This window comes from Caulobacter sp. GW822-FHT01G02 (assembly GCF_058802865.1).
Map to the genome: position 1 here is coordinate 539186 of NZ_JBXAON010000002.1, position 21884 is coordinate 561069.

The 21884-nt window shown below is 66.7% G+C and carries 17 protein-coding genes and 1 pseudogene; 15 read left to right on the forward strand and 3 right to left on the reverse strand.

Annotated elements, in window-relative coordinates; all coding sequences use genetic code 11:
• Window positions 1–4 precede the first annotated feature (4 nt).
• Together mfd and AC1RNC_RS08050 are read left to right on the forward strand one after the other, a co-directional pair.
• Window positions 5–3472: a transcription-repair coupling factor gene (gene mfd / locus AC1RNC_RS08045; RefSeq protein WP_492885157.1), complete on the forward strand. Its 3468-nt coding sequence runs from the start codon at window positions 5–7 to the stop codon at window positions 3470–3472.
• Between the two features lie 271 nt (window positions 3473–3743).
• Window positions 3744–3981: pseudogene (locus AC1RNC_RS08050) on the forward strand (hypothetical protein).
• Between the two features lie 169 nt (window positions 3982–4150).
• On the opposite strand, the gene AC1RNC_RS08055 reads toward AC1RNC_RS08050, so the two are convergent.
• Window positions 4151–4666 carry a GNAT family N-acetyltransferase gene (locus tag AC1RNC_RS08055; protein ID WP_492885159.1) on the reverse strand — a complete coding sequence of 172 codons (516 nt, stop codon included), beginning with the start codon at window positions 4664–4666 and terminating at the stop codon, window positions 4151–4153.
• Between the two features lie 141 nt (window positions 4667–4807).
• Between AC1RNC_RS08055 and secG the strand changes: the two genes are divergently transcribed.
• From secG to AC1RNC_RS08115, 12 genes are all read left to right on the forward strand, one after another.
• Window positions 4808–5347, forward strand: a complete 540-nt coding sequence (gene secG, locus AC1RNC_RS08060) for a preprotein translocase subunit SecG (RefSeq protein WP_492885161.1) — start codon at window positions 4808–4810, stop codon at window positions 5345–5347.
• 113 nt (window positions 5348–5460) lie between these two features.
• Window positions 5461–7113 (forward strand): CTP synthase, encoded by a 1653-nt coding sequence (gene pyrG, locus AC1RNC_RS08065; protein ID WP_492838472.1) that lies wholly within the window; start codon window positions 5461–5463, stop codon window positions 7111–7113.
• Between the two features lie 115 nt (window positions 7114–7228).
• On the forward strand, window positions 7229–7411 hold the full coding sequence (gene rpmF / locus AC1RNC_RS08070) for a 50S ribosomal protein L32 (RefSeq protein WP_010919589.1): 183 nt from the start codon (window positions 7229–7231) through the stop codon (window positions 7409–7411).
• A 196-nt stretch (window positions 7412–7607) separates the two neighbouring features.
• Window positions 7608–8540, forward strand: coding sequence for an aspartyl protease family protein (locus tag AC1RNC_RS08075; RefSeq protein ID WP_492885164.1), 933 nt, complete (start codon window positions 7608–7610; stop codon window positions 8538–8540).
• 115 nt (window positions 8541–8655) lie between these two features.
• The gene (eno, locus tag AC1RNC_RS08080) at window positions 8656–9936 is read left to right on the forward strand and encodes a phosphopyruvate hydratase (protein ID WP_492885166.1); all 1281 of its coding nucleotides are present in this window, start codon (window positions 8656–8658) and stop codon (window positions 9934–9936) included.
• Between the two features lie 360 nt (window positions 9937–10296).
• The gene (locus tag AC1RNC_RS08085) at window positions 10297–10599 is read left to right on the forward strand and encodes an FtsB family cell division protein (RefSeq protein WP_047405705.1); all 303 of its coding nucleotides are present in this window, start codon (window positions 10297–10299) and stop codon (window positions 10597–10599) included.
• A 166-nt stretch (window positions 10600–10765) separates the two neighbouring features.
• A complete protein-coding gene (gene pdhA, locus AC1RNC_RS08090; protein WP_492885168.1) occupies window positions 10766–11797 on the forward strand; it encodes a pyruvate dehydrogenase (acetyl-transferring) E1 component subunit alpha in 1032 nt (343 codons plus the stop codon).
• The gene (locus tag AC1RNC_RS08095; RefSeq protein ID WP_492885170.1) at window positions 11794–13155 is read left to right on the forward strand and encodes a pyruvate dehydrogenase complex E1 component subunit beta; all 1362 of its coding nucleotides are present in this window, start codon (window positions 11794–11796) and stop codon (window positions 13153–13155) included. The genes pdhA and AC1RNC_RS08095 overlap by 4 nt, the downstream gene beginning before the upstream one ends.
• A 143-nt stretch (window positions 13156–13298) precedes the next feature.
• Window positions 13299–14585: a pyruvate dehydrogenase complex dihydrolipoamide acetyltransferase gene (locus tag AC1RNC_RS08100; RefSeq protein ID WP_492885172.1), complete on the forward strand. Its 1287-nt coding sequence runs from the start codon at window positions 13299–13301 to the stop codon at window positions 14583–14585.
• Window positions 14586–14609: 24 nt separating this feature from the next.
• Window positions 14610–15086, forward strand: coding sequence for a glutathione peroxidase (locus tag AC1RNC_RS08105; protein WP_492885174.1), 477 nt, complete (start codon window positions 14610–14612; stop codon window positions 15084–15086).
• Window positions 15087–15169: 83 nt separating this feature from the next.
• On the forward strand, window positions 15170–16570 hold the full coding sequence (gene lpdA / locus AC1RNC_RS08110; RefSeq protein WP_492885176.1) for a dihydrolipoyl dehydrogenase: 1401 nt from the start codon (window positions 15170–15172) through the stop codon (window positions 16568–16570).
• Window positions 16571–16590: 20 nt separating this feature from the next.
• Entirely contained in the window at window positions 16591–18054 is a 1464-nt protein-coding gene (locus tag AC1RNC_RS08115) for a DUF6880 family protein (protein ID WP_492885178.1), read from the forward strand.
• Between the two features lie 67 nt (window positions 18055–18121).
• Here AC1RNC_RS08115 and AC1RNC_RS08120 read toward each other — a convergent pair whose 3' ends face one another.
• The gene (locus AC1RNC_RS08120) at window positions 18122–19675 is read right to left on the reverse strand and encodes an AMP-binding protein (RefSeq protein WP_492885180.1); all 1554 of its coding nucleotides are present in this window, start codon (window positions 19673–19675) and stop codon (window positions 18122–18124) included.
• A gap of 104 nt (window positions 19676–19779) precedes the next feature.
• Complete coding sequence (locus AC1RNC_RS08125) at window positions 19780–20820, reverse strand: alpha/beta fold hydrolase (RefSeq protein WP_492885181.1); 1041 nt, start codon at window positions 20818–20820, stop codon at window positions 19780–19782.
• An 83-nt stretch (window positions 20821–20903) separates the two neighbouring features.
• On the opposite strand from AC1RNC_RS08125, the gene lipA reads away from it, so the two are divergent.
• Entirely contained in the window at window positions 20904–21881 is a 978-nt protein-coding gene (gene lipA, locus AC1RNC_RS08130; RefSeq protein WP_492885182.1) for a lipoyl synthase, read from the forward strand.
• Window positions 21882–21884: the final 3 nt, after the last annotated feature.

The following is a 21884-nucleotide window of genomic DNA, read 5'->3' on the forward strand; positions in this document are numbered from 1 at the left end:
AAACATGAGTTACGACGCTAAACAGATCGCCAAGGCCGCCGGCGGCCTGACCCTCGCCGGCGCGCCGGAAGGTTTCGACGCGCTGGTGATGGCCGACATCGCCCGGGCGCGCGGCGGCCTGACCGCGTTCGTGGCCCGCGACACCGCTCGCGCCAACGCCTTCGTCGACGCCCTGAAGTTCTTCGCCCCCGAGATCGAGGCGGTGCTGCTGCCCTCGTGGGACTGCCTGCCTTACGATCGCATCGGTCCGTCCTCGGGCGTCTCGGCCACGCGGATGGCGACCCTGTCGCGTCTGGCCCGGGGGCTGGGCGAGACGAAGCCCGCCATTCTCGTCATGCCCGCGCCGGCCCTGCTGCAGCGCGTGCCGACCAAGGATGTGCTGCTGCGCGCCAGCTACAGCGCCAGGGTCGGCAATGTCGTCGATATCAAGGACCTGGAGCGCTATTTCGCGGTCAACGGCTACGCCCGCGCCTCCACCGTCTCCGAGCGCGGCGAGTTCGCGATCCGCGGCGGCGTCATCGACGTCTATCCGCCGGCCGCCGAGGAGCCGGTGCGCCTGGACCTGTTCGGCGACACGCTGGAAAGCATCCGCGCCTTCGACCCCGAGACCCAGCGCTCGACCAAGCAGCTGAAGGCGATCGACCTTCTGCCGGTCAGCGAGGCCCTGCTGGACGCCGACGGAATTTCGCGGTTCCGTAAGGGCTATGTCGCGGAATTCGGCGCGCCGGGCGACGATCCGCTGTACGCCGCCGTCAGCGAAGGCGGTCGCCGCGCCGGCCTCGAGCACTGGCTGCCGCTGTTCTACGAGCGGATGTCGAGCCTGTTTGACTATCTGCCCGACGGATCGCTGATCGGCGTCGACCACCAGACCACGGAGGCGCGCGACGAGCGCCTGTCGATGATCCTGGACGCCTACGAGGCCCGCGCCAGCGCTGACCGCAAGTCGGCCTATCGCCCGCTGGCGCCGCAGGCCCTGTACCTGACCGCCGCCGAGTGGGACCGCGAGCTCACCGACCGCACGCATCGCCTGTTCACGCCGTTCCAGCCCCAGGGCCTGGACGTCGTCGACATGGGCGCGAAGCTCGGCCGGGTCTTCGCCGCCGAGCGGGCCCAGGACAGCGTCAACCTGTTCGAGGCCACCGCCGACCACGCCAAGGCCCTGGCCGCCGCCGGCAAGCGGGTGCTGTTCGGCTCGTGGTCCGAGGGCTCGTCCGAGCGCCTGGGGACCATGCTGGCCGACCACGGCCTGAAGAAGATCCCCTATGCCGCCTACTGGCAGGCGGCCAAGGCCAACGATCCGAAGACGCCGCAGCGTGTCGTGTTGCCGCTGGACCACGGCTTCGAGACCGACAGCCTGGCGGTCATTTCCGAGACCGACATCCTGGGCGACCGCCTGGCCCGCCCGCGCAAGAAGCGCCGCGCCGCCAACTTCCTGGCCGAGGCCAGCGCCCTGACGCCGGGCGACCTGGTCGTCCACATTGATCACGGCATCGGCCGCTACGAGGGCCTGAAGACCCTCGACGTCCAGGGCGCGCCGCACGATTGCCTGGACCTGCTCTATGGCGGCGAGGCCAAACTGTACCTGCCGGTCGAGAACATCGATCTGCTGACCCGCTACGGCGCCTCGGATCCCGAGACGGTGCAACTGGACAAGCTGGGCGGCGCGGCTTGGCAGGGGCGCAAGGCCAAGGCCAAGGAACGGCTGCGGGTCATGGCCGAGGGCCTGATCCAGATCGCCGCCGCCCGCCAGCTCAAGTCCGTCGAGGAGACCGACCCACCACACGGCGTGTTCGACGAGTTCTGCGCCCGCTTCCCCTACGAGGAGACGGACGACCAGCTCAGCGCCATCCACGACGTGCTGGAGGACCTGTCGTCCGGCAAGCCGATGGACCGCCTGATCTGCGGCGACGTGGGCTTCGGCAAGACCGAAGTGGCCCTGCGCGCGGCCTTCGTGGTGGCGATGAGCGGCAAGCAGGTGGCGGTCGTCTGCCCGACGACCTTGCTGGCCCGGCAGCACTACAAGACCTTCAAGGACCGCTTCCAGGGCTGGCCGGTCAAGGTCACGCGCCTGTCGCGCCTGGTCACCGGCAAGGAAGCCGCCGAAACCCGCGAGGGTCTGGCCAATGGTCAGATGGAGATCGTGGTCGGCACCCACGCCATCCTGTCCAAGCAGGTGTCGTTCAAGGACCTGGGCCTGGTCATCGTCGACGAGGAGCAGCACTTCGGGGTCAAGCACAAGGAGAAGCTGAAAGAGCTTCGCGCCGACGTGCACATGCTGACCCTGACCGCGACGCCGATCCCGCGCACCCTGCAGATGGCGCTGTCGGGCATCCGCGAGATGTCGATCATCGCCACCCCGCCGGTCGATCGCCTGGCGGTGCGCACCTATATCAGCCCGTTCGATCCGGTAACCCTGCGCGAGGCGCTGCTGCGCGAGAAATATCGCGGCGGCCAGTCCTACTACGTCGTGCCGCGCATCAAGGACCTGGAGGATATCGAGAAATTCCTCCGCACCCAGGTGCCCGAGGTGAAGTACGTCGTCGGCCACGGCCAGATGGCGGCCACCCAGCTGGAAGACGTGATGACGGCCTTCTACGAAGGTCAGTACGACGTGCTGCTCGCGACGACGATCGTGGAAAGCGGCCTCGACATCCCGTCGGCCAACACCCTGATCGTCCACCGCGCCGACATGTTCGGCCTGGCCCAGCTCTATCAGATCCGGGGCCGCGTCGGCCGCTCCAAGGCCCGCGCCTACGCCTATCTGACCACGCCGGTCGAGAAGTCGCTGACCCTGTCGGCCGAGAAGCGCCTGCAGGTGCTGCAGTCGCTGGACAGCCTGGGGGCCGGCTTCCAGCTGGCCAGCCACGACCTGGACCAGCGCGGCGGCGGCAACCTGCTGGGCGACGAGCAGAGCGGCCACATCAAGGAGATCGGCGTCGAGCTCTACCAGCAGATGCTGGAGGACGCCGTCGCCGAGCTGCGCCAGCGGCAGGGCCAGGAGGCCTTGCTGGAAGACCGGGGCTGGTCGCCGCAGATCAACACCGGCGCGGCCGTGATGATCCCGGACGAGTACGTGCCCGACCTGAACGTGCGCCTGTCGCTCTATCGCCGCCTGTCCGACGCCGAGAAGGCCGCCGACCGCGAAGCCCTGGCCGCCGAGATGATCGACCGCTTCGGCCCGCTGCCGCCCGAGACCGACAGCCTGCTCAAGGTCGTCGCCATCAAGGGCCTGTGCCGCGAGGCCAATGTCGCCAAGATCGACGTCGGGCCCAAGGGCGCGGTCGCCAGCTTCAGGAATGATAGTTACGCCAATCCGCTGGGGCTGATGCAGTACGTCGGCAAGAACAGCCTGATCTGGAAGGTGCGTCCGGACCAGAAGGTCGTGATCAAGGGCGAGTGGGACACCCCGGCCCAGCGCCTCGACGCGGCGGAGAAGATTCTCGCCGTGCTGGCCCGGCTGGCCAAGGAGTAGGGCGGGCCGCCAATCCCGTCGGAGCAGGAGCGCTGAACCCCTCTCTCTTTGAGAGAGGGAGGGGCCCGCGCCGCAGGCGTGGGAGGGTGAGTGGTTAGGCGAAGCCCCGTCCGGGTTCGGCATCCCGCTGATTTTCCAGGATTTATCTGCGAGCGGTGTAACCACTCACCCTCCCATGCTGCGCATGGGCCCCTCCCTCTCTCTAAGAGAGAGGGTTTGGGTGACTCACGAGCATTCGCCGCCCTCCATCCCCGGCCTCAAAACCTGTCGTATTCTCTCTCCACCTCGTCGCGAGGAAAGGGCGCATGGCCAGCGACCGATTGCGGCGGCGGGGGGTGATCGAGCGGGACTGGGTCCGAGGGGGATACTCGGACGGTCCGGGGATGGGCTTGCTGGGCTCACCCGCCCGCCGTCGGCGTGGTCGAAGGCAAAGGGGCGTGTCAGGCTGTAAGCCCGTCCTCTTCGACCTCTGGGCGCTTCCGGAAACGGAGGCGCCTGGGTCCCGGTAAGGCCTGAACAGGGCCACCCGACGGGACGCTGGCGGATAACGATCGCGCGGGGCGTCAGACTTCGTCGAAACGGTACACACAACACACACACTCCGGACGCTGTCCGGCGCTCCGCATCCCTTTCCACACCTTCAGCGAAGCGATCGCGTGAAGCGGCGGAGCCGTGCGTCTACAGCCGCAGCCCGTACAGCCGCCGATCCCGACGCTCGCCGTCGCGGTGCACCGCGCCCTTCAGGTAGCCCTCGGCCTTGAAGCCTAGCTTGTCCAGAAGGCGCTCGGCGCGGTTGTCGCCGACATGGATGCTGGCCACCAGGCTCTTGAGGCCGCTGCCGGCGGCATGGGCGAGGAGGGCGCTGACCGCCTCGGCGCCGAAACCCTGGCCCCAGCCCTTGCGGTCGATGACGAAGCGAATCTCGGCCCGATCGTGACGCCGGTCGATGTCGACGAATTCGCAATAGCCCAGGTACTGGCCGCTCTGGGCATGGCGGATGCTCCAGTAGGCGGCGTCGCCGGCGGCCATCTCCTCCACCTGGGCGGCGACGCGGCTGGCCACCTCGTCGGGATCCTCGATCGGCTCCTGGTCGAGGTTGGACATCACCTCGGCGTCGCTGAGGAACGGATAGATCAGGGGCGCGTCGTCGACCGTCAGCGGCGTGAGGGTCAGGCGTTCGGTCTCGATGATCATGCGATGGGGCGGTCTGGCTTTCGGGGTTGCGTTTGTCGGCGCGCTTCCCAGCTATGGCGCGGAGCGCTCGCTAGTGGTAGAGGGGCCGCTTCGTTTTTAACGCGGCATTTCGCCCGCGCCCGGATCGAGAATACATTCCACATGCTTATCGGCGTCCTGCTGGCCATCAATATCGTCGTCTGCCTTTGCCTGATCGGGGTAGTGCTCATGCAGCGCTCCGAAGGCGGCGCGCTGGGCATGGGTGGCGGCAACTCCGGCTTCATGACCGCCCGCGGCGCCGGTGACCTGCTGACCCGCATCACCTGGATCCTGTTCTCGGTCTTCCTGCTGATCAGCCTGACCCTGACCATTCTGACGGGGCGCGCCAATACCGGCGGATCGGTGGCCGACCAGGTCAAGGGCCTGGACGCCAAGACGCTGAACGCCGCGCCGACCCCGCCGCCCGGGTCGCTGAACTCGCTGCCGGCCTCACCGGACAACCAGCCGGGCGCCATCCAGGCCCCGACTCCGCAGATCAACACGCCGGCCCCGGCCGCCGCGCAACCGGCGCTGCTGGCGCCGACGCCCTCGGCCCCCAAGGCCGAAGCCAAGAAGCCGGCCAAACCGGCTGAAAAGCCGGCCGCCGCCGCCCCGACCCCCACGGTCGCGGCCCCGCCGGCGGAACAGCCCAAACAACAATAACCGTCCCAAGACGGTCTTCCACTGACCCCCGAGGGCGACCTCGGGGGTTTAATCTTGTTGATGAACGCAGGTCTTTTTCCGGCGTCGTCGAATCACGGGTAAACTGATCGCCCATGACGCGGTACATTTTCATCACCGGCGGCGTGGTTTCCTCGCTTGGCAAGGGTTTGGCCTCGGCGGCGCTCGGCGCGCTGCTGCAAGCGCGTGGCTACACGGTTCGCCTTCGCAAGCTCGACCCCTATCTCAACGTCGATCCGGGCACGATGAGCCCGTATCAGCACGGCGAGGTCTTCGTGACCGATGACGGGGCCGAGACCGACCTCGACCTGGGCCACTACGAGCGCTTCACCGGCGTGTCGGCCAAGAAGGCCGACAACATCACGACGGGCCAGATCTACAAGACGATCATCGAGAAGGAGCGCCGCGGCGACTACCTCGGCGCGACCGTCCAGGTGATTCCGCACGTCACCAACGAGATCAAGGACTTCGTCCTGTCGCCGGCCATGGACGAGACGGGCAAGAAGCCCGTCGACTTCGTGCTGGTCGAGATCGGCGGCACGGTCGGCGACATCGAGGGCCTGCCGTTCTTCGAAGCCATCCGCCAGCTGCGCCAGGACCTGCCGCGCGGCCAGAGCTGCTACCTGCACCTGACCCTGCTGCCGTTCATCAAGACGGCCGGCGAGATGAAGACCAAGCCGACCCAGCACTCGGTCAAGGAGCTGCGCTCGATCGGCATCCAGCCGGACATCCTGCTCTGCCGTTGCGAGCAGGAGATCCCGGCCGAGGAAAAGCGCAAGATCGCCCAGTTCTGCAATGTCCGTCCCAGCGCGGTCATCCAGGCCATGGACTCCTCGTCCATCTACGCCGTGCCGATCGATTATCACGAGCAGGGCCTGGACGCCGAAGTCCTCGACGTCTTCGGCATGAGCGATGCGCCGGCCCCGGACCTGGCGCGCTGGAAGACCATCGACGACACCGTCCAGCACCCCGACGGCGAGGTGACCATCGCCGTCGTGGGCAAGTACACGGTGCTCAAGGACGCCTACAAGTCGCTGATCGAGGCCCTGCACCACGGCGGCCTGGCCAACAGGGTCAAGGTCAACCTGGACTGGGTCGAGAGCGAGACCTTCGAGGGCGACGAGGGCGCGGCCGCGGCCCGTCTCGAGAACGCCCACGCCATCATGGTGCCCGGCGGCTTCGGCGAGCGGGGCGCGGAAGGCAAGATCCGCGCGGCCCAGTTCGCCCGGGAGCGGAAGGTGCCTTACTTCGGCATCTGCTTCGGCATGCAGATGGCGGTTATCGAGACCCTGCGGAACGTCGCCGGCATCAAGGACGCCAGCTCGTCCGAGTTCGGCCCCACCGAGCGTCCCGTGGTCGGCATCATGACCGAGTGGATCAAGGGCAACGAGACGGTCCAGCGCCGCGCCAACGACGATCTGGGCGGCACCATGCGCCTGGGGGCCTATGACGCCGTCCTGACCTCGGGATCGAAGGTCGCCGAGATCTACGGCGCGACCGAGATCAGCGAGCGCCACAGACACCGCTACGAGGTCAATATCGGCTACGCCCACCTGATGGAGGACGCCGGCCTGAAATTGACCGGCCGCTCGCCCAATGGCGTGCTGCCCGAGATCGTCGAGCGGGATGACCATCCGTGGTTCATCGGGGTGCAGTATCACCCGGAACTGAAGAGCCGTCCGTTCGCTCCGCACCCGCTTTTCGCCAGCTTCATCGCCGCGGCCAAGGAGCATGGTCGACTGGTCTGAAGCGCGGTGTTGCATCCCCGAAGAGATTCGGGCATAAGCGCGCCCTCACGCGGCGACCTGGGCACCCCCGAGTCGCCGCTCTCGATTTTCACGCTCAACGAGCAGAGTCACTTCGATGGCCGTTCCTAAAAGAAAAACTTCGCCTTCTCGCCGGAACATGCGCCGGTCGCACCACGCCCTGGGCGCCAACTCGTTCATCGAGGACAAGGACACCGGCGAGCTGCGCCGTCCGCACCATGTCGATCTGAAGACCGGCATGTACAACGGCAAGCAGATCCTGACGCCGAAGGAAGACTAAGGTCTCCTTTCGTCAGTGACGATTTCGAAAACGCCGCCTGGTTCGCCCGGGCGGCGTTTTTCGTCGTATTTTCGTCGTATGCACAAAAAAGGTGTTAGCCTCCGAGCTGGGAGGTACGCCCATGCTCACACGCCGAAATATCACGGCGGGACTGGGAATTTCAGGACTAGGGCTTTATGGGGCCGCGTCGTCGGCCATGGCCGAGGTCATCACCCCCGTTTCCGTCAATCAGACTCTGCCGTCAGCGACCGCGCCGACGCCGCCGGACGATCCGGTGCTGATCCTCGACGCCTCGCTGGACGCTGACGATCGCCTCACGGTCGAGGTCGAGATCAACGGGCAGGGCCCTTTCAATTTCGTGGTGGACACCGGAGCCGGGCGCAGTGTGCTGACTCCGGCGGTCGCCGAGAAGCTGAACCTGGCGGCGGGCCCGCAGATCCTCATCCACGGCATCTCCAGCGCCATAACCAGTCCGACGGCGCGGATCGACAGCATGCGGGCCGGCGAAGCTCGGATGGGCGCGGCGGTCCTGCCCGTGCTGCCCTACGAACGCGTCGGGGCCGACGGCCTGCTGGGTGTCGACATCCTCGACCGGCGCAACGTCGTCATGGACTTCCGCAACCGGCGCCTCCTGATCCGCCGCAGCCAGTTCTTCTCGGAAATGACCCGCAAGGCCGATGAGATCTCGTTGCCGGCCGACGCCCGCTTCGGGCGCCTGACCCTGACCGACGCCCGGGTCGCCGGCACGCGCTCGGTGGCCTTCATCGATTCCGGCGGCGGCGTATCGATTGGAAACATGGCCCTGCAGCGGGCGGTCGCCGCCAAGCGGCGGCGCGTGCCGGACTTCGTCAAGCCCGCACGCCTGCTGACGGCCGGCGGCGAGGTCTATCTGGGCGAGTTCCGCGTCGTGCCGTCGATCACCATGGGCAATCTGCAGCTGACCAACATTCCCATGGCCTTCGCCGACGTGCACATCTTCGACGTCTGGTCGCTGAATGACCGACCGGCGGTTCTGCTGGGCGTGGACGTGCTGAAGCTGTTCGCCAAGGTCGAGCTCGACTTCGGCTCGGACCGGGTCCTGTTCAAACTGGGCCAGAGGAACGGCCTCACGCCGATCTACAACGTCTGAGGCATGTTTCCGCCGTTGTGACCGGTGATCGGCGCCTGTCCAGGGGAAGTCAAGTTGCGCCCGCGGCGCTTGGCGGCTAAAGGCGGGCGCGCCTTTTGGCCTCTAGGAGCAGCCCATGACCGAGATCGTCGACATCATCGCCCGCGAAATTCTCGACAGCCGGGGCAACCCGACCGTCGAAGTCGACGTGATCCTGGACGACGGCGCCTTCGGCCGCGCCGCGGTGCCATCGGGCGCCTCGACGGGCGCCCATGAGGCCAACGAGAAGCGCGACGGCGACAAGGCCCGCTATCTGGGCAAGGGCGTCCTGCAGGCCGTGGACGCGGTCAACGGCGAGATCTTCGACGCCCTGGCCGGCGTGGACGCCGAGGACCAGCGCCGCGTCGACAACCTGCTGATCGAGCTGGACGGCACGCCGAACAAGGCCCGCCTGGGGGCCAACGCCATCCTGGGCGTCTCTCTGGCCACGGCCAAGGCCGCCGCCGAGTCGGCCGGCCAACCGCTCTACAAGTACGTCGGCGGCGTGAACGCCCGCGTGCTGCCGACCCCGATGATGAACATCATCAACGGCGGCGCCCACGCCGACAATCCGATCGACATCCAGGAATTCATGATCCTGCCGACCGGCGCCAAGGAATTCCGCGAAGCCCTGCGCATGGGCGCCGAGATCTTCCACAGCCTGAAGAAGGCTCTGAAGGACGCCGGCCACAACACCAACGTCGGCGACGAGGGCGGCTTCGCCCCGAACCTGGCCTCGGCCGAAGCCGCGCTCGACTTCATCGTCAAGGCTGGCGAGAAGGCCGGCTATAAGGCTGGCGAGGACTTCGTCCTGGGCCTGGACGTCGCCTCGACCGAGTTCTTCAAGAACGGCAAGTACGAGCTGGAAGGCGAGGGCAGGTCTCTCGACCCGGCCCAGATGGTCGACTACCTGGCCGGCCTGGCCTCGAAGTTCCCGATCCTGTCGATCGAGGACGGCATGGCCGAGGACGACTTCGACGGCTGGAAGCTGCTGACCGACACCCTGGGCAAGAAGGTGCAACTGGTCGGCGACGATCTGTTCGTGACCAACCCCAAGCGCCTGCAGATGGGCCTGGACAAGGGCCTGGCCAATTCGATCCTGGTGAAGGTCAACCAGATCGGCACGCTGTCGGAAACCATCGACGCCGTCGATCTGGCGCACCGCCACGGCTACACCAGCGTCATGAGCCACCGCTCGGGCGAAACCGAGGACAGCACGATCGCCGACCTGGCCGTTGCGCTGAACTGCGGTCAGATCAAGACCGGCTCGCTGGCCCGCTCGGACCGCACCGCCAAGTACAACCAGCTGCTGCGCATCGAAGAGATGCTGGACGATCAAGGCGTCTATGCCGGCCGCGCGGCGCTGAAGGGCCGCTAAGACCCTCCAGATCGCTAGATCTCGCGAAGGCGCGGCTTCCGAAAAGGGCCGCGCCTTTTGCATTTCGGGTGCGATTCTGGTCCGCCAGGCCGAATGACGAAGACGTTCGTGCGGTCCCCGACACCGTTAACCCACAAATTTTCTAAAAGCTCGGCAGTGGTTTCAAGCGAGACCATTTCCGCGCCCTTCGCGGTCGCGAAATGGCTTCGGCGGCGCAGTATCTAGATGCGCGTGAAACGATCTCACGTGAAAGCATCGTTCGCCTGAGTGGCGAACTGTTAAAGACACCGCTCAACGCCTGGATTTAGAAGGCGTTAAGCACGGTCGGCGATCCTACGAATCCCTCTCTGGGACCCTGAGATGTTCGCCCGACTGCAACCCTTCCTGCCGACCGCGGCGATCTTTTTCCTGATTTTCTACTTCGCCTTTCACGCTCTGACAGGTGATCGGGGTCTGCTGTCCATTTCGCAGCGCAATGCGGACCTCGCAGCAAAAACAAAGGAACTCAGGAAGATACGCGCGGAGAGGATGGACCTTGAGGCCCGTGCTCGTCTATTACGCAGCGGCAGTCTGTCGGCTGATCTCCTGGAGGAGCGCGCGCGCTCGCTTCTAGGATATGCCGACCCGAGGGACTATGTGATCCGGGTCAAGCGTCCGAGCTGACGGGTCGCCTATTCCTGGAATCGGCTGTCGGTCAGTACGTGGATCACCCGATCCCGGATTGATCTTGGCGAGACACCAGGGCGCCTCCCACGCGGAACCGACGTTTTTTCGGCGGGTGGCGCTCTCAGGACGAAGGCCGCGATGAAGATTGGCCAGGGAGATTTGAATGGCGCGCACGCGCAAGGCTGAGGCCTCGGCGGGGAAGGCGGTAGACACCGGTGTCAACGCTTTCGTCGGGAAAGACGAACTCCTGAAATTCTATCAGGACATGCTGCTGATCCGCCGCTTCGAGGAGCGCGCCGGCCAGCTGTACGGCATGGGCCTGATCGGCGGCTTCTGCCACCTCTACATCGGTCAGGAAGCCATCGCGGTCGGCATGCAGTCGATTTCGCAGGAGGGCGACCAGATCATCACGGGCTATCGTGACCACGGTCATATGCTGGCCGCGGGCATGGATCCCCGAGAAGTCATGGCCGAGCTGACCGGCCGCGCCGGCGGCTCGTCCAAGGGCAAGGGCGGGTCGATGCACATGTTCGACGTCGCCGCCGGCTTCTACGGCGGCCACGGCATCGTCGGCGCCCAGGTGGCGCTCGGCACCGGCCTTGCGCTGGCCAACCACTACAAGGGCAACGGCAAGGTCTCGTACGCCTATATGGGCGACGGCGCGGCCAACCAGGGCCAGGTCTACGAGAGCTTCAACATGGCCCAGCTGTGGAAGCTGCCGGTCGTGTACGTGATCGAGAACAACCAGTACGCCATGGGCACCAGCGTCGAGCGCGCCGCCTCGGAAACCGCGTTTCACAAGCGCGGCACGTCGTTCCGGATTCCGGGCGAGGAAGTCGACGGCATGGACGTCGTCGCCGTCCGTGAAGCCGGCGCCCGCGCCACGGAGCACGCCCGCAGCGGCCAGGGTCCGTACATCCTCGAGATGAAGACCTATCGCTATCGCGGCCACTCGATGTCGGACCCGGCCAAGTACCGCACCAAGGAAGAGGTCGACGAGGTCAAGACGACCCGCGACCCGATCGACCACATCAAGGAACGCCTGGCCGCGGCCGGCGTGACCGAGGACGACCTGAAGGGCGTCGACGCGGACGTGAAGCGCATTGTCGCCGAGGCCGCCGAGTTCGCTCGCACGAGCCCCGAGCCTGATCCCTCGGAACTGTATACCGACGTCTACCTGGAGGCCGCCGAGTGACGGACATCCTGATGCCCGCGCTTTCCCCCACGATGGAGGAAGGCACCCTGGCCAAGTGGCTCGTCAAGGAAGGCGACACCATCAAGGCTGGCGACGTGATCGCCGAGATCGAGACCGACAAGGCGACGATGGAAGTCGAAGCCGTCGATGAAGGCGTGGTGGAAGCCATCCTGGTTCCGGCCGGCAGCGAGAACGTCAAGGTCAACACCCTGATCGCGCGCCTGAAGGGCGAGGGCGAAGCCGCGACTCCGGCCGCTCCGGCCGCCGCCCCCGCCGCTGAAGCCGCCCCGGCTCCGGTCGCCGCTGCTCCTGCCGCCGCCGGCCCGATCTCGGCCGCCTCGACCTTCGCCGACCCGGAAATCCCGGCGGGTACGCCGATGAAGAAGATCACGGTCCGCGACGCCCTGCGCGACGCCATGGCCGAGGAAATGCGCAAGGACGACCGCGTCTTCCTGATGGGCGAGGAAGTCGCCCAGTACCAGGGCGCCTACAAGGTCAGCCGTGAACTGCTGCAGGAGTTCGGCGACAAGCGCGTCATCGACACCCCGATCACCGAGCACGGCTTCGCCGGCATGGGCGTCGGCGCGGCGATGGCCGGCCTGAAGCCGATCGTCGAGTTCATGACCTGGAACTTCGCCATGCAGGCGATCGACCACATCATCAACTCTGCCGCCAAGACGCTCTACATGTCGGGCGGCCAGATCAAGTCGTCGATCGTGTTCCGCGGTCCGAACGGCGCGGCCTCGCGCGTCGGCGCCCAGCACAGCCAGGACTACGCCGCCTGGTACGGTAACGTCCCGGGCCTGAAGGTCATCGCGCCCTATGACGCGGCCGACGCCAAGGGGCTGCTCAAGGCCGCGATCCGCGATCCGAACCCGGTCGTCTTCCTCGAACACGAGATGATGTACGGCCACGAGTTCGACATTCCGGACGTCGAGGACTGGGTCGTGCCGATCGGCAAGGCCAAGGTCCGCCGCGAAGGCTCGGACGTCACCCTGGTCGCCTACAGCCGCATGGTGGGCTTCGCCCTGAAGGCGGCCGAGGAACTGGAGAAGGAAGGCATTTCGGCGGAGGTCGTCGACCTGCGCACGATCCGCCCGATGGACCACGCCACGGTCCTGGAAAGCGTCAAGAAGACCAACCGCCTGGTCACGGTCGAGGAAGGCTGGGGCCCGATGGGCGTCGGCGCCGAGATCGTCGCCCGGATCACGGAGTTCGGCTTCGACTACCTGGACGCCCCGCCGCTGCGGGTTCACCAGGAAGACGTACCGCTCCCGTACGCGGCCAACCTGGAAGCCCTGTCGCTGCCTTCGGTCGAGAAGATCGTCAAGGCGGCCAAGGCGGTCAGCTACCGCTAAGACCGGCGCGGCCCTTGCTCCAGACGGGCGGGGGCCGCATCGTCTCGGCCAATGAATTCATCCCGTTTCAAGCGGGGTATCGCGGACGGCGACCCAGCACACCATGGGCCGACACAGTCCCGAACGATTGAGGAAAAAGCTCAATGTCGATCGACATCCTGATGCCCGCCCTGTCGCCCACCATGGAGGAGGGAACCCTCGCCAAGTGGCACGTCAAGGTCGGCGACACCGTCAAGGCCGGCGACGTGATCGCCGAGATCGAGACCGACAAGGCGACGATGGAAGTCGAAGCCGTCGATGAAGGCGTCGTCGAAGCCATCCTGGTCGACGCCGGGACCGAGAACGTCAAGGTCAACGCCCTGATCGCCAAGCTGGCGGGCGAGGACGAAAGCCCCGCGCCGGCTCCGAAGGCTGAAGCGCCCAAGGCCGCCGCCGCTCCGACGCCTGCCGCCGCGCCCGCAGCGGCCCCGGCTCCCGCCGCGCCGGCGCCGGTCGCCGCCGACGGTTCGCGTGTCTTCGCCTCGCCGCTGGCCCGCCGCCTGGCTTCGGCCGCCGGCCTGGACCTGAAGGGCATCAAGGGCACCGGCCCGCACGGCCGCGTGGTCAAGACCGACGTGGAAGCCGCCAAGTCGGGCGCTCCGGCCGCCAAGGCTGCGCCAGCTTCGGCGCCCGCCGCCGCTGCTCCGGCCGCCGCCGAGCCGCGCAAGGTCCAGTCGCTGGAGCAGATGGGCATCCCCGCCGGCTCCTACGACCTCATTCCGCTGGACGGCATGCGCAAGACGATCGCGCGCCGCCTGACGGACAGCTTCCGCGACGTGCCGCACTTCCCGCTGACGATCGATCTGGAGATCGACGCCCTGCTGGCCGCGCGCGCCAAGATCAACAGCCTGCTGAGCGACCAGGGCGTGAAGGTGTCGGTCAACGACATCATCATCAAGGCCGTGGCCGTGGCCCTGAAGCGCGTGCCGGAGGCCAACGCCTCCTACACGCCGGAAGGCATCGCCATGCACAAGCATGCCGACATCGCCGTGGCCGTGGCCATCGACGGCGGCCTGATCACCCCGATCGTCCGCGCCGCCGAGACCAAGGGCCTGGCCCAGATCTCGGCCGAGGTGAAGGATCTGGCCGCTCGCGCCAAGTCCAAGAAGCTGAAGCCCGAGGAATTCCAGGGCGGCACCTTCTCGGTCAGCAACCTCGGCATGTTCGGCATCAAGGCGTTCGCCTCGATCATCAACGAGCCGCAGGGCGCGATCATGAGCGTCGGGGCCGGCGAGCAGCGTCCGGTGGTCAAGGACGGCCAACTGGCCGTGGCCACCGTGATGAGCGTGACCCTCACCTGCGATCACCGCGTGGTCGACGGGGCTATCGGCGCCAAGTTCCTGGCGGCCTTCAAGCCGCTGATCGAAGAGCCGCTGACCCTGATCGTTTGATCTGGTTCAGGGCTGGAGGCGAGCATGTCGGTCTACGACTATTCGGCCAAGACGCTGGACGGCCAGGACGTGAGCCTGGCCGACTATCGCGGCCAGGTGCTGCTGATCGTGAACACCGCCAGCAAGTGCGGGTTCACGCCTCAGTACGAGGGCCTCGAGACGCTCTACAAGGCCTACAAGGATCGCGGCTTCACAGTCCTTGCCTTCCCCTGCAACCAGTTCGGCGCTCAGGAGCCGGGGAACGCCGAGGAAATCGCGAACTTCTGCTCGCTGACCTACGACGTGACCTTCCCGGTGATGAGCAAGATCGAGGTCAACGGCGCTGACGCCCACCCGCTCTACCGCTTCCTCAAGAAGGAGCAGAAGGGTCTGCTGGGCACCGAGGCGATCAAGTGGAACTTCACCAAGTTCCTGATCGGTAAGGACGGCGAGGTCGTCGAACGTTTCGCGCCGACCGTGAAGCCCGAAGACCTCAAGGTCGCGATCGAGGCGCTGCTTTAGTTTCTCCCGGATCGGCTCGCGGGCCGATCGATCTAGGCCGTCCGGTTTCCCACGGACGACGTCCAAGCTAGGGTTAGATGAACATGTCCACGGAATTCGATGTCGTCGTCATCGGCGCCGGTCCTGGCGGCTATGTGGCCGCGATCCGCGCCAGCCAGCTGGGTCTGAAGACGGCGATCGTCGAGCGCGAGAACCTGGGCGGCATCTGCCTGAACTGGGGCTGCATCCCCACCAAGGCCCTGCTGAAGTCGGGCGAGATCTTCGAACAGCTGTCGCACCTGGACAGCTACGGCCTGTCGGTCGAGAAGCCGGCCTTCGATTTCACCAAGATCATCGAGCGTTCGCGTGGCGTGGCCAAGACCATGTCGGGCGGCATCGCCTTCCTGATGAAGAAGCACAAGATCGAGGTCATCGAGGGCGAGGCCAAGCTGGAGAAGGGCGATCCCGCGCCCAAGCTCGTCATCGCCCTGAAGGCCGGCGGCAGCCGTACGGTCCAGGCCAAGAACGTCATCCTGGCCAGCGGCGCCCGCGCTCGCGAGATTCCGGCGATCGGCGCGGTCTCGGACGGCGACAAGATCTGGACCTATCGCGACGCCCTGGCGCCCAAGACCATGCCCAAGTCGCTGGTCGTGATCGGCTCGGGCGCCATCGGTATCGAGTTCGCCAGCTTCTACCGCGCCCTGGGCGCCGAGGTGACCGTCGTCGAAGCCCTGGACCGGATCATGCCGGTCGAGGACGCCGAGGTCTCCAAGGCCGCCCAGAAGGCGTTCGAGAAGCGCGGCATCAAGTTCCGCATCGGCGCCAAGGTCAGCAAGGTCGAGAAGACCAAGGACGGCGTCTCGGTCACCGTCGACGTCGGCGGCAAGATCGAACAGTTGACGGCCGAGAAGTGCATCGTCGCCGTCGGCATCGCGCCGAACAGCGAGGGTCTGGACGCCGTTGGCCTGAACCTGGATCGTGGTCACGCCGTCACCGACAAGCACGGCAAGACCAATGTCCCGGGCCTCTACGCCATTGGCGACATCGCCGGCGCGCCCTGGCTGGCCCACAAGGCCAGTCACGAAGGCATCCACGCCGCCGAGGCCATCGCCGGCTACAAGACCCCGAACGTTCACTCGCCGATTCCGGGCTGCACCTACGCCAATCCGCAGGTCGCTTCGGTCGGCTATACCGAAGCCGGCGCCAAGGCGGCCGGTATCGAGGTCAAGGCGGGGCGCTTCCCGTTCAAGGTCAATGGCAAGGCCGTGGCCGCGGGCGAGACCGAAGGCTTCGTGAAAACCGTATTCGACGCCAAGACCGGCGCCCTGATCGGCGCCCACATGATCGGCCACGAAGTGACCGAAATGATCCAGGGCTTCGTCACGGCCATCACCCTGGAAGCGACCGAGGAAGACCTGCACGGCATCGTCTATGCCCACCCGACCATGTCGGAGGCCATGCACGAAGCCGCTCTGGACGCTTACGGCCGAGTCCTGCACATCTAGGCCTCGCTTGAGGAAACTGGATGGCGCGCAAGGCCGCGACGACGACGGACGACGCTCCGGACAAGGTGAAGCCGGTCAAGGCTCGGAAGGGATCGAAGACGACCCTTTCCGAGGCCAATCTGGTCGACCTGGGTCCTGAGCGCCTGGCCGCCATCCTCCTCGACCTGTCCAGCGACAGCCACGTCAAGCGCGTGTTGCGGCTGGAACTGTTCGCCGAGTCGAACACCGAAGGCTTGGCGCTGGAGATCTCCAAGCGTCTGACGGCGATCGGCAAGTCGTCGTCTCGCATCAACTGGCGCAAGCGCGCGGCCTTCGCCAGGGATCTCGACTTGCATCGCGGGATGATCGAGCGGTTGGCGCAGGACGACGCCACCGCGGCGCTCGACCTGATGCTGGACCTGCTGGATCTGGCGACGCCGACCCTGGATCGCCTCAGCCAGGCCGAGGGCCCCATCGGCGACGTGTTCCTGGCCGCTCGCGACGGGGTCGGCGCGATCGCCGCCGGGGCCATGCCGGATCCGATTGTCCTCGCCGACCGGATCGCCAACCTGCTGCGTCGCGACGATTATGCCCAGTTCGGACCGGTGGTGAACGCGCTGGGGCCGTTGCTTGGCGAGAAGGGGCAAGCCCACCTCCGCGAAACCTTGGAAAAGCTGCTGGCCGCGCGCACCATCCGCGACGCTCGCAGCGGGATCTACAGGGACGCCCTGCGCCGGTTGGCCGACGCCAGCGGCGATGTCGACGCCTTCGAGGCGACCTTCGCGCCGGAGCTGCGCCGTACGCCCCTGGTCTCGGCCGAGATCGCGCGCCGCTTGCTGGAGGCCGGGCGCGCCGAGGACGCCTTGGCGACCCTGCATGCCGGCGCGCCCAGTGACCAGCGCGGCCGTCACCAGAGCTCTCTGGAGGAGCGCGACGCCTGGGAAGAGGCGATGCTCGACGCCTTGGAGGCCACCGGTCACCACGAGGAGGCCCAGAAACGCCGCTGGTCGGAGTTCGAGCGCACGCTGTCGATCCCGCGTCTGAGGACCTATCTGAAAGGCCTGCCGGACTTCGACGATGTCGAGGCCGAGGATCAGGCCAAGGCGGTCGCCAAGCGTTTCCCGCAATTCGACAGGGCGCTGGCGTTCTTGGTCTCGTGGCCGGACCTGATGGCCGCCTCACGCCTTGTGCTGGCCCGCGCCGGCGAGATCAGCGGCGCCGACGACACCCTGATAGCCGAAGCCGCGCGCCGGCTGGAGGGCGCCTATCCCATGGCCGCGACGCTGCTGCTGCGCGCCTCGATCCAGTACGTGCTGACCTACGGCGTCGCGGCGCGCTACGCGGAGGCCGCCCGTCAGCTGCTGGAAGCGGAGTCGCTGTCGGTCATGATCGGCGACTACGGCGAGTATCCCGATCATCAGGCCTTCGTGGCCGACCTGCGCGCCATGCATGGCCGCAAGCAGGGCTTTCGGGCGGAGCTCGAAGCCCTTGGAAGCGTGTTCTAGGCAGCGCCCAAAGACCTTAGGACAGGAACGTTCCGGCGAAGCTTGATCAGCTTCGCCGGATTTCGACCTAGGCGGCGCGCGCGTCGGTTTCCGCCATCCGCTGGATGGCGACATAGTCGGTCTTGCCGCTGCCCAGAACGGGCACTTCCTGCACCTTGAGAATCTTGCGCGGCACGGCCAGTTCGGGCGCGCCGATCGTCTGGGCGTGGGCGACCAGCGAGGCCACGGCGGCGTCGGGACGGTCGGTGACCAGGATCAGTTTCTCGCCCTTCTTCTTGTCGGGCATCGAGATCACGGCGTGGCGGCCGTCGGGCCACACGGCCGAGGCCAGGTCCTCGGCGGCTGTCAGCGAGACCATCTCGCCGCCGATCTTGGCGAAGCGTTTCACGCGGCCCTTGATGGTGATCCACAGGTCGTCGGTCATGGTGACCACGTCGCCCGTGTCATGCCAACCGCCTACCGGGGCGTCGACGCCGCCATCCTCGCGAAGATAGCCCGCCATGATGTTCGGGCCGCGCACCAGCAGCTTGCCGCCCTCAGGGATGCCTTCGACGGGCTCGATTTTCCACTCCTGGCCCGGCAACAGGCCGCCGACGGTGCCCCGTCGATTGTCATCGGGCTTGTTGACCGCGATCACCGGCGACGCCTCGGTCGCGCCATAGCCTTCCAGCACCGGCACGCCGCCGAACTTTTCGGCGATGAGGTTATGCGTCTCGTCGCGAACCTTCTCGGCGCCACAGACGATGAATTTCAGGCCCGACATCTCGTCGGGTTCGGCGGAGCGGGCGTACTGGTTGACGAAGGTGTCCGTCGCCAGAAGCACCGAGGCTCCGACGTCCTTCATAAGCGGCGGGATCTGCTTGGTGTGTAGCGGCGAGGGGTACTGGAACGCCTTCATGCCGGTCATCAGCGGCAGGATCACTCCAGCGGTCAGGCCGAAGCAATGGAAGACCGGCAGTGGATTGAAGAACACCCAGGCCGGATCCAGCGCGATGTGGGCGGCGATCTGCTGGGCGTTCGACACCAGGTTGGCCTGGGTCAGCACCACGCCGCGCGGCGCGCCGAAGCTGCCCGAGGTGAACAGCACGACGCCCTTGTCCGACGGCTTGGCCGGGGCGCGGAACCGCCGTGGGAAGAGGCCCGCGGCGGCGGCGAACAGCTTGTCGCCGAAGCCGATCGTCCCGCGCACGTCTTCCAGATAGGTGACCTCGGCGTGCTCGCCGATCGCATCGACGATGTCGTGCAGCTTGCCCAGTTCGATGAACTTGTGGGCGGTCAGCACGCGCTTGATCTTGGCCAGCTTGCAGGCGGCCTTGATGTTCCGCAGACCCGCCGTGAAGTTCAGCATGGTCGGCACGCGGCCGAAGGCGTGCAGGGCGAAAAACGTCACCACCGAGCCCGAGCCCGACGGCAATAGAATGCCGACGTTCTCACCCGGCTTCGTCATGGCCGCGATCTTACGGCCCAGTGCGAAGCTGGCGCGGATCAGATCCGTATAGGACAGAGGATTGCGGTCCTGGTCCTCCAGGATCGGCTTCTTGGCGCCATACTTGTCGCGGGCGTCGATGAGGGCGTCGAAGATGGCCTTGTGGCCAGCTTGCGCGTCGTAAGCTACCGGCATCCCGGCGAAACCTCCCCGAAGAGCGAAAGCGCGCTCCCGTTCTTAAACGTCGAGTCTGCCGGGGAAGGTCCGGTTTTGCAAGAAAGAGTCACAAACCGTGAGGATCACCCCCTGCGAGGCAGGGCCTTGGCGGCTGTCCGGGTTCGGGTGAAATCTACGATCGCGGCCAGCCAGGCCTGGCGAACCGCGTCCGATTCCATGTGCAGGTCATGTCCCGACATCGGGTAACGGGTCTCCTGACAGGTGGCCATCGCCGCGCAAAGCCGGGTCTGCGGCGTGGCCGAAACGGCCTTGTCGTGGTCGGCGGTCAGCATCAGCGTTGGAACGTTCGTTCTACGGATGTCATGGGCGGCGGCTTCGGAGGCATCGAAGAACGCCGCGAACCAACCCAGGCTCCGGCCCCCCATACGCAGGTCGGGATTGGCCAGCATCCAGGCCGCCTGCACCCTGCCGCGAACCGGGTCGTGGGTAAGGCCGTCATCCGGCGCGTCCCGCCGCCAGCCGGGCTGGTCCGGGGTCTTGATCCAGCCCAAGCGAAGGAACCGCATCGCGGGGGTGAACCTGGCGAAGTCCGAGCGCGGCCGGGGCAGGGCGGTCAGCCCGAAGGCGGGGGAAGAGAGGACGAGTCCGTCCATGGCCAGGCCTTGCTGAGCGGCGCGCAGGGCCACGAGTCCGCCCTCGGAATGGCCCAGCACCACAAGCGGCATGTCGGGTCCCGGCCGGATCACGCCTTTCACCAGGGCGCGTACGGCGTCGACGTCGGGATCGAAGCTGTCGACATGGCCGAGGTCGCGCCAGGGTGTCTCGCGCTCGGATCCGCCCTGGCCCTGACGCTCCAGCACCCACACCGAAAAGCCTTGCGCCGTCAGGTTCGTGACGGTCTCGAACCATTTCTCGGCGCTTTCGCCGTAGCCGGTCAGAATCAGGATCGTCGCCCTGGGCGCGACGGGCGGCGCGGTGACGCCGTAGCGCTGCACCAGGCCCTCGCCGCTGCGCACGTAGCCCCAGGCCCAGCCCTGGGGCGGGTAGAACCGCGCGCTCAGTGACGGCGGCGTCCGGCTCTCGGCGAACGGCGCGCGCGAGCCCCCGTCGCCACAGGCGGAAACGGTCAAGGCTAGGGCGATAGCGAGGAGGCGGCGACGCATACCGGCACAGTCATTTCGCGCGTTGCTGACTTAAGCAAGATCAAGCGCTTGATCCGCGAGCCAAGAAGACCGATTTAGGCGCCATGGCCACGGTGATCGACACCCTCAAGGCTCGCGGCTCGGATGACCGGGCGGCGCGCCACCCCGAAAAGCAGAACCGCCCGGACACGCCGGTGCTTCGCAAGCCCGAGTGGCTGCGAGTCCGCGCGCCTGGCACGGGTCAATACAACGAGACCAAGGGCATCGTGCGCGAGCACAAGCTGACCACGGTCTGCGAGGAAGCGGCCTGTCCGAACATCGGCGAGTGCTGGAGCCAGAAGCACGCGACCATGATGATCATGGGCGAGATCTGCACGCGCGCCTGCGCCTTCTGCAACGTCACCACCGGCTTGCCGACCCAGCTGGATCCCGACGAGCCGCGCCGCGTGGCCGAGGCTGTCGCCAAGATGGGCCTCAAGCACGTGGTCATCACCTCGGTGGACCGCGATGACCTGCTGGACGGCGGCGCTCGCCACTTCGCGGAAGTGGTCACCGCCATTCGCGCGGCCGCGCCGAGCACCACCATCGAGATCCTGACGCCGGATTTCCTGCGCAAGGACAACGCCGAGAACGTGGTGATCGACTCCAAGCCGGACGTCTTCAACCACAACCTCGAGACCGTGCCGCGGCTCTACCTGAAGATCCGCCCCGGCGCTCGCTACTACAACTCGCTGCGCCTGCTGGACCGCGTGAAGCAGCGCGATCCCTCCCAGTTCACCAAGTCCGGCCTGATGGTCGGTCTGGGCGAAACCAAGGAGGAGGTCATGCAGGTCATGGACGACATGCGCTCGGCCGGCGTCGACTTCATCACCATCGGCCAGTACCTGCAGCCCACCCGCAAGCACGCGGCCATCGACCGGTTCGTGACGCCGGAAGAATTCAAGGCCTATGAGGCGATCGCCCGGGCCAAGGGCTTCCTGATGGTGTCGTCCAGCCCGTTGACCCGCTCGTCGCACCACGCGGGCGACGACTTCGCCAAGCTGCAGGCCGCTCGTCGCGCGCTCGACGCCCGCACCGCGTAGAAA

Excerpts from the sequence above, each read along its gene's own strand:
- mfd (WP_492885157.1), top strand. The coding sequence starts at position 5 with ATGAGTTACGACGCTAAACAGATCGCCAAGGCCGCCGGCGGCCTGACC.
- AC1RNC_RS08055 (WP_492885159.1), bottom strand. The coding sequence starts at position 4,666 with ATGATCATCGAGACCGAACGCCTGACCCTCACGCCGCTGACGGTCGAC.
- secG (WP_492885161.1), top strand. The coding sequence starts at position 4,808 with ATGCTTATCGGCGTCCTGCTGGCCATCAATATCGTCGTCTGCCTTTGC.
- pyrG (WP_492838472.1), top strand. The coding sequence starts at position 5,461 with ATGACGCGGTACATTTTCATCACCGGCGGCGTGGTTTCCTCGCTTGGC.
- rpmF (WP_010919589.1), top strand. The coding sequence starts at position 7,229 with ATGGCCGTTCCTAAAAGAAAAACTTCGCCTTCTCGCCGGAACATGCGC.
- AC1RNC_RS08075 (WP_492885164.1), top strand. The coding sequence starts at position 7,608 with ATGGCCGAGGTCATCACCCCCGTTTCCGTCAATCAGACTCTGCCGTCA.
- eno (WP_492885166.1), top strand. The coding sequence starts at position 8,656 with ATGACCGAGATCGTCGACATCATCGCCCGCGAAATTCTCGACAGCCGG.
- AC1RNC_RS08085 (WP_047405705.1), top strand. The coding sequence starts at position 10,297 with ATGTTCGCCCGACTGCAACCCTTCCTGCCGACCGCGGCGATCTTTTTC.
- pdhA (WP_492885168.1), top strand. The coding sequence starts at position 10,766 with ATGGCGCGCACGCGCAAGGCTGAGGCCTCGGCGGGGAAGGCGGTAGAC.
- AC1RNC_RS08100 (WP_492885172.1), top strand. The coding sequence starts at position 13,299 with ATGTCGATCGACATCCTGATGCCCGCCCTGTCGCCCACCATGGAGGAG.
- AC1RNC_RS08105 (WP_492885174.1), top strand. The coding sequence starts at position 14,610 with ATGTCGGTCTACGACTATTCGGCCAAGACGCTGGACGGCCAGGACGTG.
- lpdA (WP_492885176.1), top strand. The coding sequence starts at position 15,170 with ATGTCCACGGAATTCGATGTCGTCGTCATCGGCGCCGGTCCTGGCGGC.
- AC1RNC_RS08115 (WP_492885178.1), top strand. The coding sequence starts at position 16,591 with ATGGCGCGCAAGGCCGCGACGACGACGGACGACGCTCCGGACAAGGTG.
- AC1RNC_RS08120 (WP_492885180.1), bottom strand. The coding sequence starts at position 19,675 with ATGCCGGTAGCTTACGACGCGCAAGCTGGCCACAAGGCCATCTTCGAC.
- AC1RNC_RS08125 (WP_492885181.1), bottom strand. The coding sequence starts at position 20,820 with ATGCGTCGCCGCCTCCTCGCTATCGCCCTAGCCTTGACCGTTTCCGCC.
- lipA (WP_492885182.1), top strand. The coding sequence starts at position 20,904 with ATGGCCACGGTGATCGACACCCTCAAGGCTCGCGGCTCGGATGACCGG.